Raw genomic sequence first — 15,130 nt, 5'->3', positions numbered from 1 at the left:
ACGGAGACTCTACCGGGCTTCGCTCACGGCCTCACCCCGCCGTTCCAGGCGGTGGTCGCTCCCCCCTCGAAGCCGTCGCGGTGGATCACCCCGAGCGGGTCGACTTCGACGGCAGCGAGAAGCGCGGCGAGACGGTCGCGGTGGGTCTGGTAGGCGACGTAGTTGGGGCTCGCGGGGTTGCCCAGATTGTCGAGCTCGTCCGGGTCGACGGGCGCTCCCGCCGAGTCGACGAGGTGGTACATCTCGATCTGGTCGGCGGCCACGCCCGCGGGGTCGAAGTAGCGCCCGTACTTCCACTGCCCGAAGTCGTCGTCGACGCGGATGGCGCGGATGTGGTTCGGCTGGGTGACCGTCGTCTGGCCGTTGGCGGTCCCCGCCTGGTCGTCGTCGAAGGTGAAGATCACCACGTTCTGGATGGTCGCCGCCGGATCGGTGAAGAGCGGGGTCAGGTCGACGCCGGAGTGGAACGGCACGTTCGCCGGGGCGACGTGGGCGATCGCGGCCACGGTCGGCAGCAGGTCGACGAGGGCGGCGAGGGCATCGGTCGACACGGGGTCGGGGAAGAGCTGCGGATTGGAGACCACCATGCGGATCCGCATCGTCTCCTCGTAGCAGTTGAACATCTTCTGCCGCAGCCCGCCGTGGGCGAGCCCCATCTCCCCGTGATCCGACGTGCGGAGGATCACCGTGTTCGCGCTCAGCGACCCGAGAGCGTCGAGCAGCTGACCGATCTGGCCGTCGACCAGGTGGTGCAGGTAGCCGAGGAAATTGACGTAGTCGTGGCGCCGTTGCGGCGTCGTGAGGACGCCGAGCCCGGCGGCGTAGAGGTCGAGCGACTGCGCCTGCGCCGTCGGCTTCAGCGAGAGATCGTCGCTGTCGTAGCTCGGCGGCACGCTGATGCCGAGGTTGAACTGCGCGGTCTGCGCATAGTTGTCGCAGCCGGTGTCGGGGTCGACGCTGTCCCAGGTGCGCGGATAGCTCAGCACGTCGTGCGGGTTGGCGAGCGAGACGACGAGGCAGAACGGCGTCGTGCGGCCGGGGACCTTCTGGGTCTCGAGGAACTGGATCGCCTGGGTGATCGTGTCGCTGTCGTTGTCGGCGCAGCCGCCGCCGAAGTCGGAGAGCTCGAGCCCCTCGCCGGCGGTCGTCGGCACCCACTCCTGGAAACCGAAGGCGGCGACGTCGGTGGCGTCGGGCGGATTGCCGTCGGCGTGCTTGCTCAGGTGCCACTTGCCCTTGAGCACGACGTGGTAGCCGGTGGCGGCGAGCATCTTGGCCAGGTTCGGGAGCGAGGCCGAGAGCGGTACCTCCTCGCCCGAGCGCGACCCGCCGTAAGTGAGCGTGCGCTGGACGCCGTGCTGGGTCGGATAGAGCCCGGTGAAGAGCGTCGCGCGGCTCGGCGAGCACATCGCCGCATTGGCGAAGCAGCGGCGGAAGGTCAGCCCCTTGGCCACCAGGCGCAGCTCGTTCGGCAGGTAGGTCTCCACCCAGTTGTCGGGCCAGTGCATGAACTCGCGCGTCTGGTCGGTGACGAGGATCAGCAGGTCGGGATGCTGCGGCAGGGCGGCGGGTGGCGCGCCCGGGCCGCCGTGGTCGGCCCTCGCCACGCCGGTCGACCCGCTGCCGACGACGAATCGGGCAGCTGCCGCGGCGGCACCGAGCCGCACGAATTCGCTGCGGGTCAGCATGAGAGCTGGCTGGCGATCGGGGGTGTCACTCATCGTGGGCTCCGGAGCTCGATCGCGGAGAGGTGAACGTCGGCGCCGGCCGGGAGCGGCCCGGCCGCGAGGCGGGTCAGCGTCGGGATCGCCTCGGTGAGGAAGCGTCGATAGCCGGCACAGAGGATGCTCGGCCGGTCGATCGCCTCGCCGGTGCGCGGCGGACGGTCCTTCGGGCATCCGCCGCCGCAGAGCGCGAGCAGGGAGCAGGCGCGGCAGTCCGACGGCAACCCGTGGCGTTTGGCTAGCCCGAACTCGCGCTGCCGCGCCCCGAGCACCAGCTCGAGAAGCGGCGTCTCGAGCAGATTGCCGAGGCGGTGAGGCCGGTCGACGAAGTGGTCGCAGGCGAAAACGTCGCCGTTGCGCTCGACGACGGGGTTGAGGCCGCAGGTGCGCGCCGCCGTGCAGAGACCGCCGTCCTCTCCTCCCAGGAGCGCCGCCACCGCCTCGATCGGCTGGATGAAGACGCGTCCCACGTCGCGGGCCTCCCAGGCGCGCAGCAGGCCCGTCAGGAAAGCGCCGAAGCGTTCCGGGTCGACCGCGAACGCGTCATCGACGTCCGGGCGACCTGCCACCGGCACGATCTGCAGATGCCGGATCCCGAGCTCGTCGACCACGTGGCCATAGACGGCCTCCGGATGGTCCTGGTTCCGTGCGTGCACCGCGATCAACGCGTTGGTGTCGACACCGGCGCGCACCAGCCGTCGAGCGGCTCGCACCACGGCCGCATGGCTCCCGTGACCCCGCAGCGTCGTGCGGTACGCATCGTGGAGATCGGCCGGCCCGTCGATGCTCAAGCCGACCAGACAGCGGTGCGCCGCGAAGAGCTCGCAGAGCTCTTCGTCGAGCAACTGCCCGTTCGTCTGGATCGTGTGGACCAGCGTGACGCCGCGCGGGCAGAGCCGGCGTTGCAGCTCGAAGACGCGGCGGAAGAAGGGTGCGCCCATCAGCAGCGGCTCGCCCCCCTGCCAGGCGAGCTCGACCGTCGCCGCGCCGCCGGGCCGGAGCGCCTGGGCAAGGAGCGCGGCGAGGACCGACTCCGGCATGCGCGGCGGCACCTCGCCCCCCGCGGGACCGGCGCCCCGGTAGAAGCAGTAGCTGCAAGCGAGGTTGCAGGCGTCTCCGACGGGCTTGACGAGGAGAGAGAGGCGCCCTCCGACACCCACACGTTCGAGCGCCGGGGAGGGTCGCGAAGGAGTCGCGGTCGTGCGGGGGGTCGATACGCTCGAGGCGCCAGAGACGATCGACGAGATCGGAGACATCAGGACTCCTACGCTCCTGGAATTCTCGCATCCTCGAGCCCGCCTCGTCTCCCCCCAGAGCGTCGAGATCTCTGCCGAGCTGGCGCACCGACCCGGGGCAGGTTCCGCCCCGTGCGAGTGCAGCGGTCCATGGAGACCGCCCGGAATCGTCGCTAGCCTGTCGCCGCTTCCGAGGAGACGACCGATGCGCAGCCGATCCTTCCGATTCCGGCTCGGGCTTTCCGCATGCGTGTGCATCGCCCTGGCGCTCGGCCTCCCCTCGGGTGCCCCGGCCCAGGGGTCGCTCTTCCGCGACGACTTCGAGAGCGCCTCGCTCTGCGGCTGGGTCGCCCATCCGACGCTCTGCACGCCGGCGCTCGTCTTCGTCTCGCGGCAAATCCCCGACGAGGGCACCGTCTACTGGTCGGTTCCTCGGGCCCAGCCGGGGGTCGGCGCCCACAGCCGCTTTCGCGTCGCCGCGCCCGGCCGCCTGCGGATTCGACGCCCGGACGGCACGCTCGCCACCCTGGTCGACGGCAGCAACCCGACCGCCCCGTACTTCCTCGTCGACGTCAACGCCCCCGACGTCTCGTGGGACGGTCACGAGATCGTCTTCGCCGGACTTCCCCAGGGCAGCTACGACCTCGGCCCGGTCAACGACCCCGGAGCCTGGCGGATCTACGCCATCCGCAGCGACGGGACGAATCTGCGACCGATCACCCGCTCCGACGAGGACGACCTCGACCTCTCGCAGTTCGGCGCGGCGGCCGGCGGCTTCGGTGCCTACGACGACACCGATCCGGCCTGGTTGCCGGACGGCAGGATCGTCTTCTCGTCGACGCGCTGGCGAGCCCGGGGCCACTACTCCGGGGTGCGCGCGAGCAACCTCCACGTCGTCGACGCCGACGGCTCGAACCTCCACCGCATCACCTCCGAGCGCAACGGCGCCGATCGACCGTTGATCGAGCCGGCGACGGGGCAGATCTTCTTTTCGCGCTGGTGGCGCAACCACCGCTTCGCCACGAACGACCTCTCGACGGTCGCCGACCCGAACGGCGGCTGGCAGATCAAGGACGGTCTCACCACCGACCGCAGCAATCACGTCGGCGGCCCCGACGCGCTCTTCCGCAACGCCTGGCAGGCGGCGACGATCCGCCCCGACGGCACCGGCCTCGCGATGTGGACCGGACGCTTCCGCGACGAGGCGAGCAATCACGTCTACGGCGGCGCGTTCGCTCCCGACGGCTCGTTCGTCGCCAATTTTTCCCGATGTTCAACATGACGGAGGCGGCCGGCTTCGGCGGTCTGCGCCGCTACCGGCGCGGCGCGCTGCCCTACCAGGCGATCGCCGGCGTCACCTCGATGACCCTCGACTACGTGCACTGCCCGAGCCCCGACGACTGTTCCTACGGGGTCTTCAACGGCGAGTACGCGAGCGAGCCGGCGGTCCTGCCGGACGGTCGCATCGCCTTTTCCCGCGCCGCCGACGTGAACCAGGACTACGGCCTCTACCTGATGAACGCCGACGGCAGCAATCGCGTGGCGCTGCACGACGCGACCGGCACGACGGAGCTGCGCGCCCGTCTCCTCGCGCCCCGCGGCGTGCCGCCGGTGCTCCAGGACCAGCTCGCCCCGGCGCAGAACCCGTCGCTCCTGCCGCCGGGCGAGAGCCCGCCCTACGACACCGGCGGCTCGTTCGTCTTCGACGCGCTGAACGTCTACGCCAATGGCGCGGTGGATCAGGAGATCGTCTCGGCGCCGGCGGTCGGCTCGGCGACGACGATCCGCTTCTTCCTCGACCACCAGCGCACCAGCCCGGGCTCGTTCCCCAACCTCGACTGGCCGGTCCTGCTCGCCGAGGCACCGGTGGCCGCCGACGGGTCGGTGGCCCACCTCGCCCCTGCGCACGTGCCGCTCTTCGAGCAGTTGCGCGGCCCCGCCGGCGTGCCGCCCACCCGCGGCGGCGGTGCGGCGCACGTCGCCGGCATGAACTACGGGCGCCCCGGGATCACCGCCTCGTGCGTCGGCTGTCACGCCGGACACACCGAGATCCCGCCGCCACCGAATGCCGAAGCCGCGAAGTGGTCGAACCTCGCCCCCGGCGCGGCGGTGACGGTCTCTTCGACGCGCGACGCGAATCAGAACCTCGGCGTGACCGACCGCCGCGTGCAGAAGGGCGAGATCTGGCGCTACTGGGGCTCGGCCAACGGCCAGTCGCAAGACGGCCAGTGGGTGTGCCTCACCTTCCCGGTAACGATCGCGGTGCGCACCGTGCGGCTCTACAACCCGCGCTTCGGCGACGCGGCGAGCTCGACCATCCAGGTCGAGAGCACGACGGTTCGCCTCTACGGCGACGCCGCCGCCACCCAGCTCGCCGCCACCTCCGGCAGCGCCGCCCTCGCCGTCGCCGGCACCGACGTCGCCTTCACCGACGTCCCCGCCCGCGCCGTCGAGGTCCGCCTCGACAACGTCTCCGGCACCTTCTACGGCATGGCGATCGCCGTCCTCGCCGAGATCGAGGTCATCGGGAAGGGGCTGGCACCCTAGGGTGGCGGGAGATCGGCGAGAATCGCCGGCGTGTTCCGGCGCGGCGACCACCACGCGGGGCACCCCGCCATCCTCGTTCGCCTCCCCGCGGTGATGCGCGAGGCCTCTCGGACCTCCTCGAGCGGGCCTGGTCAGGCGTGGCGCCGAAGGCGCTCCGGCAGGAGCGGCGCTGAGCCCAGGGTTGCCAGGCCACGCCGCGCTCGCCTTGTCATTCACGAGATGAATGAATATCATTCAAGACGTGAATGATCTCGCACTTCCCCGGCTGGCGGCCGTGAGCCTGGGAGAGCGGTTGGCGACGATGCCGGCGGTGGTGCTCACGGGAGCGCGGCAGACCGGCAAGAGCACCCTCGCCCAGGACCGCGCGCTCGCGCCGCGACGCTACTCGACCTTCGATGATCTCGAGGTCTCCCGCACCGCACGGCGCGACCCCGACGCTTTGGTCGGCGGCGACGCCCCGGTCACGCTCGACGAGGTCCAGCGCGAACCGGAGATCCTGCGGGCGGTCAAGCGCGCCATCGACCGGCGTCGCCGCTCCGGGCAGTTCCTGCTCACCGGCTCCGCCAACCTACTGCTGATGAGCCAGGTTTCCGAGTCGCTCGCCGGCCGGGCCGCCTACCTGACGCTTTGGCCGATGACCCGACGCGAGCAGCACGGTCTCGGAAGCGCCGGGCTATGGGACCGATTGCTGTCCTCTCGCGAGGAGGAGTGGCTCGACCTCCTCGCTGCCGAACCCGATCTGCCCGAGGACTGGAAGACCCTCGCGCTGCGCGGCGGCTTCCCGACGCCGGCGCTCCACCTGCGCACTGCGCGCGAGCGCACGATCTGGTTCGACGGCTACGTCCGGACCTATCTCGAGCGCGACCTGCGCAGCCTCTCGACGCTCTCAGGCCTGCCGGACTTTCGTCGCCTGATGCAGGCCTCCTGTCTGCGGCTCGGCCAGCTTCTGAACCAGACCGAGCTCGGCCGCGACGTGGCCCTGCCCCAACCGACCGCACACCGCTATCTGAACCTCCTCGAGACCTCGTACATGCTGATTCGGCTCCCCGCCTACGCGGTGAACCGAACCAAGCGGCTCGTCAAATCCCCCAAGCTCTACTGGAGCGACACCGGGCTCGCCCTCCACCTCGCCGGCGAGGAGACGCCGCGCGGGGCCCACCTCGAGAACCTCGTCCTGCACGACCTCTGCGTCTGGCGCGACGCTCGCCTCGAGGCCGCCGAGCTCTTCACCTGGCGCACCACGCTCGGCGAGGAGGTCGACCTCGTGGTGGAAGCGGGCGGCCGTCTGCTGCCGATCGAGGTCAAGAGCTCCGGGCGACCCAGCCTGGGAGACGCAAGGCACCTGCGCACCTTCCGCCGCGAATACGGCGAACGCTCTCGCGCCGGGCTGCTCCTTCACACCGGCCGCCGCCTGGAGTGGATCGCCCCCGACGTTCTCGCCGCGCCCTGGTGGAAGGTCCTGTAGGAACCGGCTCGCCCGGCGATCTGCGAGAATCACCCGCCCATGGCCCGTCCTGTCCTGCTCGGTTGCGAAGGCGTCTCGAAGGGGTTCGGCGCGCGCCCGCTGTTCGAAGGGGTGACCTTCACCCTGGCGGAGGGTGACCATGTCGGCATGGTCGGCCCGAACGGCGCCGGCAAGTCGACGCTGCTGAAGATCCTCGCCGGGCTCGAGACGCCGGACGACGGCGCGGTGGCGCTGCGCAAGGGCGTGCGCGTCGGCTACGTGCCGCAGGACCCGGTCTTCGCCCCCGGGCTGACGGTCGAGGAGGTGGTCGCCGCCGCGGTGGCCGGCGAGGTCCGCCTCGAGGAGCACGAGAAGCACCAGCGGGTGGCGCTCGCGCTCGGCAAGTCGGGCTTCGCCGATCGTGAGCAGCGCACGGAGACGCTCTCCGGCGGCTGGCGCAAGCGCCTGGCGATCGCCCGCGAGATCGCCCGGGAGCCCGACGTCCTGCTGCTCGACGAGCCGACGAACCACCTCGACGTCGAGGCGATCCTCTGGCTCGAGGAGCTGCTGGCGAGCGAGCCGAAGGCGTTCCTCGCGGTGAGCCACGACCGCTACTTCCTGCAGAACGTGGCGCGCCGCTCGCTCGAGCTCAACCGCGCCTTCGCCGGCGGCCTGCTCGAAGTCGACGGCTCGTACGCCGACCTGCTCGAAACGCGCGACGCCCAGCTCGCCAATCAGGCCTCCTACCAGGAGACGCTGGCCAACCTGGTGCGCCGCGAAGTCGAGTGGCTGCGACGCGGCCCGAAGGCGCGCACCACCAAGGCCAAGGCGCGCATCCAGAACGCCGAGCGGCTGATCGGCGAGCTCGCCGAGAGCCGCGACCGCTCGCGCTCCGGCGAGGCCAGCGTCGGCCTCGAGCTCGCCGGCTCGCAGCGCAAGACCAAGCGACTCTGGGAGTGCCGAGGGCTCGCCAAGTCGCTCGGCGGACGGCGCCTGATCTCCGGCCTCGATCTCTTCCTCGGCCCGGGCACGCGGCTCGGCGTGCTCGGCCCGAACGGCTCGGGCAAGACGACGCTCCTGCGCCTGCTCATCGGCGAGCTCGCCCCGGACGCCGGCGAGATCCTCCAGGCCGACCAGTTGCGCGTCGCCTACTTCGAGCAGAACCGCGAGAGCCTCGACCCGAACGTCTCGCTGCAGCGTGCCCTCGCTCCGGAGGGCGACAGCGTCATCTACCGCGACCGCTCGCTGCACGTCGCCTCGTGGGCGAAGCGCTTCCTCTTCCGGCCGGAGCAGCTCGTCACGCCGGTCGGTCAGCTCTCCGGCGGCGAGAAGGCGCGCATCGTCCTCGCTCGTCTGATGCTGCGCCCCGCCGATCTGCTGGTGCTCGACGAGCCGACGAACGACCTCGACATCCCGACGCTCGAGGTGCTCGAGGAGGCGCTCGGCGAGTTCCCCGGAGCGCTGGTGCTGGTGACCCACGATCGCTACCTGATCGATCGCGTCTCGACCGCCATCCTCGCCCTCGACGGCAGCGGCGGCACCGGCCTCTTCGCCGACTACGCGCAGTGGGAGGCCGAGCGCACGCGCCCCGAACCGGCGAAGCGCAGCGAGCCGAAGGCCGCCCCGCCCGCCGAGCGGCCGAAGGCGAGGCGGCTCTCCTATCTCGAGCAACGCGAGTGGGAGGGGATGGAAGCGGCCGTGGTCGCCGCCGAGGAGGCCTTCGAGACGGCGCGCCGCCTCGCCGAGGACCCCGCCATCGCCACCGACGCCCCCCTCCTCCACCAGCGCTTCGCCGCCCTCGCCGAGGCCCAGCACGAGGTCGAACGCCTCTTCGCGCGCTGGGCGGAGCTCGAAGGCAAGACTCGGTAGGAATCGACCCGGACGCGGAGATCGCGTCTCCCCCCTGTTCGCTTCCGGCCCCGGCCGGCGTTTGCAGAGGAAAAGGGAGATTTCGATGTCCGTTCCGGTTCCGTTCCGCCCCCTCTCGGCCTCCGCGCCGCGCCGCTCCGCCGGCAAGAACCTTCACCTGACGGCCCTGACTCTCGCGCTCCTTGCCCTCTCCTCGCCGCTCGCCGCCACGACCTTCTGCGTCAACACCTCGGCCGAGCTCCAGACCGCCCTTTCCACCGCGGCGAGCAACGGGGTGGACGACACCATCCACCTGCTCAAGGGCACCTTCATCGCACCCTCCGGTGGCTTCAACTACACCTCGAGCGAGGCCAAGAACCTGACGCTGGTGGGCGGGTACTTCTTCTTTCTGGGAAACTGCGCGCGCCTCGAGACCTCGCCGTTCGGCACCGTGCTCGACGGCGGCGATCTGGAGCGGGTGCTGAAGATCCAGATCGATCGCGGAGCGGGCGGAACCGGCAGCCCCCTCGTCCACATCGAAGGGATCAAGATCGCCCACGGCAGCGGCATCGTCGGCCAAGCCGGCGTCGGCCTCCGGATCGCCACCCTGCCAGACAGTGTCTCACCGACGGTCGAAGTTCACGGCAACGCCTTCGTCGGCAACGACACCGTCGGCCCCGACGGCGGCGTCGACATCGAGGTCGGCCACGCCGCCACGGTGCGCGTGACAGGCAACCTTTTCGTCGCCAACCACGCAAACGCCTCGGCCAGCGCGCTCTACCTGTCCGGCGGCAACCTGCTCGACGCCGCGATCAACAACAACACCTTCGCCAACAATCTCGGGGCGACCACCGTCCTGGGTCTCAACACCAGCAGTCCGACTGCCACCGTCTGGCTCTCCAACAACATCTTCTGGGGCAACGGCGGCGACTACGACATCAACTGGTCCGGCATCGGCACCACCGCCTTCGTCGCCAACGACTACCCCCGTCCCCTCTCGTTCTTCCCGACGATGGAGGAGGTCCGTTTCCAGATCGACCCGAAGTTCGTCGATCCGGCCACCAACTGGGACTTGAAGCCCGACTCGCCGCTCGCCGGGATGGGCGCGAGTCCGCCCCAGGGCGGATTCGGGACGACGGACATCCTCGGACGCCCGCGGGTAGCCGGCGCGTACGCCGACCTCGGCGCCTACGAGATCCAGCTGCTCACCTCGGACAGCTTCGAGAGCGGCAACCTCGCGGTCTGGTCGGCCAAGCGGCCGTAAGGACTGCTTGGAGCGGGATCCCTGCACTCGTGCGAGAATCCCGCCGCCATGTGCCACCAAGTCCAATGCAAGCGCTGCGGCAAGCCGACCTGGGCGGGCTGCGGCCAACATGTCGAGCAGGCGCTCGCCAACGTGCCGAAGGACCAGCGCTGCACCTGCCCGCCGGCCGAGTCGTTCCTGCACAAGCTGTTCAACCATCCGAAGAAGTAGCACCGTGGCCTTTCGTGCCTCCCCCCGTTTTCCCGAGCCTGAGCACGGGAACCGGGGGGTTGAGCCCGCGCGGACCCGCCGCCGCCCGACCCCCAGATCCCTTCCATGAGAAGGCCATGTGGTGTCAATCGGCCGACTTGTCGGCCGCGCTCGAGGTCTTGGGCGAGGGTCCGGTGCCACGCTTCCATCCGCACTCTCGAGGAGCCCGCGTGGGGCTCGGTGCCTTTTGGTGTCCGATCGGAGCCGGGTGCTGCCATCTCACTCGCGGCCTGCGAGGCCTAGGGACCTGTCGCAGTCACCCGGACCCGGGTCGGACCCTGGCCCAAAGTCGTCGACTCCTCTCCTACCCGAGATGTCGTTGCCGTTTCATGCAGTCCCGGCGGCGGTGCGCAGAGCCTCGTAGGGTTCGCCGCTCACCCAGAGCCGATGCAGGAGGACGGCGAGCTTGCGGGCGATGGCGACGATCGCCCGTTTCTTCGCCGCTTTGCCGCCGCGTTTCGACAGCGCTTCGCCAAATCGCCGCAGATCGCTGTCGGGTGCGAGGGGACCCAGGATGTACTGGGCCGCTTGGACGAGCAGCTTGCGCAGGAAGGGGTCACCTTGCTTGGTGATCCGCAGCTGGGGCTGGCTCTCGCCCGAGTCCCGGACGCCGGGGACCAGTCCCAGGTAGGCCCCGACCTCTCGACTGCGGCGGAAGCGCTCGGGGGTTTCGATCGTCAGCACGTAGCTGACCGCCGTGACGACGCCCACGCCCGGGACCTGACGCAAGCGCTCGGTCTCGGGATGACGACGGCCGAGCTCCTCGACCTCACGGTCGAAGCCCTTGATCCGCTCCGTCAGCTCCATCACCGTTTCGAGAATCCTCAGCAGCGAGGGCCGCAGGCTCTCCGGCAAGGCCGACACGGCACGTGTAGGGAAGGCCTCCGTCGAACACTTGGGCAGACGTCCTCCAATCGCCTTGACCGCGCCGCGCACGTGATTGACCGCCATCGTGCGCATCCGCACCAGGACATCCCGCGCCCGCATCACCTCGAGCCTCGCTGAGCGGCTTCGCTTCGATGCCGCACCGGATGCAGCAGCTTCGGCTCGACACGCGCCAAGCGCGCCAGTGTCTCGGCGTCCAGCACGTCCGTCTTCTTCCGGCTCTTGCCGATCAGCGGCAGCTGACGCGAATCCGCCACGATCACCTCGTGTCCCAGACTCGACAGCAGCCGGCTCATCCACGGCGACTGCGCTCCCGTCTCCAGCACCACCTGCATCGGGCCCCAGCGCGCCGACCAGGCTCGCAACGCGGCCTCCGAGCCCCCGATCCGCTCCTGCCCTGCCTGCTCCCCACTCACCCGGTCGAGCACCACCACCTGCGTCCAGCGGTCGCCCACGTCCAGGCCCGCCGTCCACCCTCCCTCGCGCTTGCTATTCTTCTTCACGGCCAACCTCCTTTCTGGGCCCCAGCCCGTCAACCTGCAGACCGCAAAGGTACTGCGACAGGGGGGTTGGCCTTCTCATTCCAATCTCGCTCTCGCTCGGGATGACGAGGGGAGGAGCGGACGAGGAGCTGAGCAAGTCAGCTCGGTGGTGGAGCGCAGCTCGGTGCGAGACCTTCTCGCCGGCTCCCTCGACGGTGCCCCACCTCGGTCTCGCTGAGCGAGTGCGAGGAGTTGAGCGACTCCCTTCGAAGACCGAGCGCAGCTCGGCGCGAGTCCTCCTCTCCGGCTCCTTCGACCGTGCCCCGCCCCTGTCATCCCGAGCGAGAGCGAGGGACCCGGGGGAAGGGTGGCACCGAGCACCGGTGGACCCGCACGCAGGTCGAGAACGCCACCGCACCGCTCCGCCGCCTGCCCGGCCAGGAGCCGTCCCGCATCCGGGGCCGCTCACGCTTCTAGAGACAGAAGGGAGTGCCCATGCTCCGCACCGCTGTCGCGATCACCGCCCTCCTCGTCGTCCCCGCCACGCTCCCGGCGGCGAGCCCGGCGACGGCCAAGAGCTCGGCGAACGAGCGGACCGCCGTCCGGGCACAGCAGGCCGAGGCCGACGACCGGTTCACCTTCCGCGCCGAGCCGATCTCGCCGCGCGTCGTCGAGGATCTGCTCTCCTGGCTCTCGGACGGCCCGTCCGGGCCGGTCGCCGCCGTCGAGCTCGACCTCGCCTTCCACTCGAACCGTTACTCCGGCGAGCTCGTCGCCGACCCGGAGGGCTGGTTCCGCGTCGACACTCCCGATCCCGCCTCGGGCGTCACCGACTGGATCGCCTACAAGCACCTCGGGAGGCTGGCCAACGGCGTACACGTCCTCTCGACCAAGCAGGGCGGTGGCGGCACCGGGGTCTTCATGAGCCTGCTGCTGGTGACGTTCGACATCGGCGACGCTTACGGGGAGGACGGGGCGAAGCACCCGCGTCTGGTGATGACCCGTCACGTCGAGATCCCCGTCGGCGACCGCTTCGACGGACCGATCGCGGTGACCGCGCACGAGATCCGCATCGGCCCCGGCCGCATCGCCGGCGATCGCGAGGACGAGCCGGTGCGCGTGCTGCACTTCGACTGAACCGCGCTGCGCGCCTCGTTCTGCCGGACGGAGGGGAGAGCCTTCTCGGCATTCCGAATCTAGAATCTCCCGGAAAGCTCCGGAGGTGCTCATGCGTCGCACGCGTTGCGCCAGCCTGCTCGGTCTCGCCGCCCTCGGCCTTTTCCACGCCCTCCCGACCGGCGCCGCGGCCCCCCCGCGAACGATCGAGTTGGTGCTCGACGCCTCCGGCAGCATGATCGCCAAGCTCCCGGCGGGCGGCACGCGGCTCGAGGCAGCGAAGGCGGCGGTCGCCGACGTCGTCGCCAAGCTCCCTGCCGACACGCGCCTGGCGTTCCGCGCCTACGGACACCAGTCGCCGCGCGAGAAGCACGACTGCGCCGACACGCAGATCCTCGTGCCGTTCGCCGAGGCCGCCAAGGCCGGCCCGGCAACGGTCGCTGCGGCGCAGAAGCTCACCGCTCGCGGCTACACGCCGATCACCCGCGTGCTCGAGCCTCGCGGCGCAGGACCTGCCAGCCGACGCGACGGCGCCGGCGATCGTCCTGGTGAGTGACGGCAAGGAGACCTGCGACGGCGATCCTTGCGCCACCGCGCGGGCGCTCGCCGCCAAGCGCGCCGGGCTCGTCATCCACGCCATCGGCTTCGACGTCGACCTCGCCGCGCGACTCCAGCTCCAGTGCATCGCCGCGGCGACCGGCGGCACCTATCGCGATGCCGGCAGCGCCGCCGAGCTCGGCACGGCGCTCGGGCTCGCGGTCGCTGCACCGGTCGGCAAGGTCGCCGTGGAGGGCAAGGAACCCGGCAACCTCACCGTCGAAGGCGCCAACCTCGCCGGCCACGACGTGGTCGACGTCACCACCGGCAAGGTCGTCGGCAACGTCAGCTCGATGGGGCGCACGATCCACGTCCCTCCCAGCCTCTACGAAGTCAGCTTCGGCGACGTCAAGTGGAAGAGCGTGCGCGTCGAGGCCGGCAAGGAGACGGTGCTGCGTCCCGGCCGGCTGCGCGTCGAAGGCGCCTCGCTCGTCGGCCATCGGCTGCTCGACAGCGAGACCGGCGTCGAGGTCGCCCACGTCAGCTCGATCGGCGACCAGGTCGCGGTCATTCCAGGGACGTACGACGTGACCTTCGGCGACATCGTCTGGCCGCTGGTCAAGGTGGACGGCGGCGTGGTGACGACGTTGCGGCCGGGCAAGCTCAAGGTCGAGGGCGCCTCGATCCAGGGACACGAGGTCCGCACGGCCGCCGGACAGCGCGTCGGCGAAGTGTCGAGCGTCGGCAACGTCCTCGTCCTGCCACCGGGTGCCTACACGGTCGAGATCGGCGGTCGCCGAATCGCCTTCTCGGTCGGCGTGGGTGAGACGAACGTAGTCTCGGCCAAGCCGTGAGCACACGAGACGCGAGCGACGCTGCTTCCACGCGCGGCGTCGCACCGCATCTCCGCCGGAATCTCATGACTCGGCTCGCCTCGATCCTCCTCGGCACGCTTCTGGTCGCAGTCGGCCCCGCGGGCGCGAGCCACGACGCAGCTCCGACGCCCGCGCCGATCCCACGGGCTCTGGCCGGCGGCGTCTACTGCCGCGACGGGGCCGGCGGCGCCCCCCTGCTCCTCGCCTTCGCCGGCTGGACCGTCGAGCCGGCCTGGGCCTGGAACTGGGCCATCCAACTCACACCCCTTCCAACCCTGCACGCCGACCCCGAGGCGACCACCGCCGGCGTCTGCGTGCTGCGCGGTCCTGCCGACGCGAGCTATCGCACGAAGGATCTCGCCACCGCCGAGCTCGCCGAGTGGCTTCTCGCCCGCACACGTGGCGGCGCGGCGGGGCCGATCGTCGCCATCGCCCACAGCAGCGGCTCGTTCGTCGCGCATCACCTTTTCCGGCAGCTCCGCTCGCGACCCGGCGGTCGCGAGCTGCTCGCGCACATCCGCTACTTCAACCTCGACGGCGCCATCGGCACGGGCGATCTCGAGCTCGACGCCGACCTCGTGGCAGCGCTCGGCGAAGTCCACGCGGTCTACGCGGTCGACCCGCGAACCGGGAGCGAGTCGGCCAACGCCGACGACATGCGGGCGCTCCACGCCCGCGCTCCCGCCAAGGTCCGCCTTCACGCGCTGGATGCCGCGGACTCGGGATGCGCTCCCGGCGCCAAGTGGTGCCTGCACGACGTGCTCGTCACCCGCCGGCCGCACGACCCGACGCGCTTCGACCTCGCCCGCGACTACGGCAACCTCGACAGCGAGCACCCGGTGCAGGACGGCTACCTGCACTGAGCGTCTCCGCTCGCCCGCTCCGTCACGGTTCGCGACCGGCTCCCCGGCCCGCAGATTCTCC

The 15,130-nt window shown here is 70.7% G+C and carries 12 protein-coding genes and 1 pseudogene; 10 read left to right on the top strand and 3 right to left on the bottom strand.

From position 1 onward, the window contains the following. Nucleotides 1-23 precede the first annotated feature (23 nt). Nucleotides 24-1,721, bottom strand: coding sequence for a sulfatase-like hydrolase/transferase (locus tag IPJ17_10095; protein QQR75892.1), 1,698 nt, complete (start codon nucleotides 1,719-1,721; stop codon nucleotides 24-26). Further along, the gene (locus IPJ17_10090; GenBank protein ID QQR75891.1) at nucleotides 1,718-2,980 is read right to left on the bottom strand and encodes an SPASM domain-containing protein; all 1,263 of its coding nucleotides are present in this window, start codon (nucleotides 2,978-2,980) and stop codon (nucleotides 1,718-1,720) included. The genes IPJ17_10095 and IPJ17_10090 overlap by 4 nt, the downstream gene beginning before the upstream one ends. A 184-nt stretch (nucleotides 2,981-3,164) precedes the next feature. On the opposite strand from IPJ17_10090, the gene IPJ17_10085 reads away from it, so the two are divergent. The 6 genes from IPJ17_10085 (at nucleotide 3,165) to IPJ17_10060 (ending at nucleotide 10,272) form a co-directional block, all read left to right on the top strand. Further along, the gene (locus IPJ17_10085; GenBank protein QQR75890.1) at nucleotides 3,165-4,241 is read left to right on the top strand and encodes a PD40 domain-containing protein; all 1,077 of its coding nucleotides are present in this window, start codon (nucleotides 3,165-3,167) and stop codon (nucleotides 4,239-4,241) included. Continuing rightward, complete coding sequence (locus tag IPJ17_10080) at nucleotides 4,238-5,506, top strand: hypothetical protein (GenBank protein QQR75889.1); 1,269 nt, start codon at nucleotides 4,238-4,240, stop codon at nucleotides 5,504-5,506. Before IPJ17_10085 ends, IPJ17_10080 begins: the two co-directional genes overlap by 4 nt. A gap of 223 nt (nucleotides 5,507-5,729) precedes the next feature. Continuing rightward, nucleotides 5,730-6,971, top strand: a complete 1,242-nt coding sequence (locus IPJ17_10075; GenBank protein ID QQR75888.1) for an ATP-binding protein — start codon at nucleotides 5,730-5,732, stop codon at nucleotides 6,969-6,971. 39 nt (nucleotides 6,972-7,010) lie between these two features. Beyond that, nucleotides 7,011-8,819, top strand: a complete 1,809-nt coding sequence (locus IPJ17_10070; protein ID QQR75887.1) for an ABC-F family ATP-binding cassette domain-containing protein — start codon at nucleotides 7,011-7,013, stop codon at nucleotides 8,817-8,819. A gap of 85 nt (nucleotides 8,820-8,904) precedes the next feature. After that, complete coding sequence (locus tag IPJ17_10065; protein ID QQR75886.1) at nucleotides 8,905-10,062, top strand: hypothetical protein; 1,158 nt, start codon at nucleotides 8,905-8,907, stop codon at nucleotides 10,060-10,062. A 48-nt stretch (nucleotides 10,063-10,110) separates the two neighbouring features. Continuing rightward, nucleotides 10,111-10,272: a hypothetical protein gene (locus IPJ17_10060; protein QQR75885.1), complete on the top strand. Its 162-nt coding sequence runs from the start codon at nucleotides 10,111-10,113 to the stop codon at nucleotides 10,270-10,272. Between the two features lie 366 nt (nucleotides 10,273-10,638). Here IPJ17_10060 and IPJ17_10055 read toward each other — a convergent pair. Further along, a pseudogene (locus IPJ17_10055) lies at nucleotides 10,639-11,699 on the bottom strand (IS110 family transposase). A gap of 474 nt (nucleotides 11,700-12,173) precedes the next feature. On the opposite strand from IPJ17_10055, the gene IPJ17_10050 reads away from it, so the two are divergent. From IPJ17_10050 to IPJ17_10035, 4 genes are all read left to right on the top strand, one after another. Further along, nucleotides 12,174-12,815 (top strand): hypothetical protein, encoded by a 642-nt coding sequence (locus IPJ17_10050; GenBank protein ID QQR75884.1) that lies wholly within the window; start codon nucleotides 12,174-12,176, stop codon nucleotides 12,813-12,815. A gap of 91 nt (nucleotides 12,816-12,906) precedes the next feature. Beyond that, nucleotides 12,907-13,350 (top strand): hypothetical protein, encoded by a 444-nt coding sequence (locus IPJ17_10045; protein ID QQR75883.1) that lies wholly within the window; start codon nucleotides 12,907-12,909, stop codon nucleotides 13,348-13,350. Beyond that, nucleotides 13,343-14,185 carry a hypothetical protein gene (locus tag IPJ17_10040; protein QQR75882.1) on the top strand — a complete coding sequence of 281 codons (843 nt, stop codon included), beginning with the start codon at nucleotides 13,343-13,345 and terminating at the stop codon, nucleotides 14,183-14,185. The genes IPJ17_10045 and IPJ17_10040 overlap by 8 nt, the downstream gene beginning before the upstream one ends. Before the next feature lie 65 nt (nucleotides 14,186-14,250). After that, the gene (locus tag IPJ17_10035; GenBank protein ID QQR75881.1) at nucleotides 14,251-15,069 is read left to right on the top strand and encodes a hypothetical protein; all 819 of its coding nucleotides are present in this window, start codon (nucleotides 14,251-14,253) and stop codon (nucleotides 15,067-15,069) included. Nucleotides 15,070-15,130: the final 61 nt, after the last annotated feature.

The organism is Holophagales bacterium, assembly GCA_016699405.1.
Lineage (GTDB): Bacteria > Acidobacteriota > Thermoanaerobaculia > Multivoradales > JAGPDF01 > JAAYLR01.
Note: the sequence above shows the minus strand (reverse complement) of the source record. Positions and strands in the feature narration are given on the sequence as shown.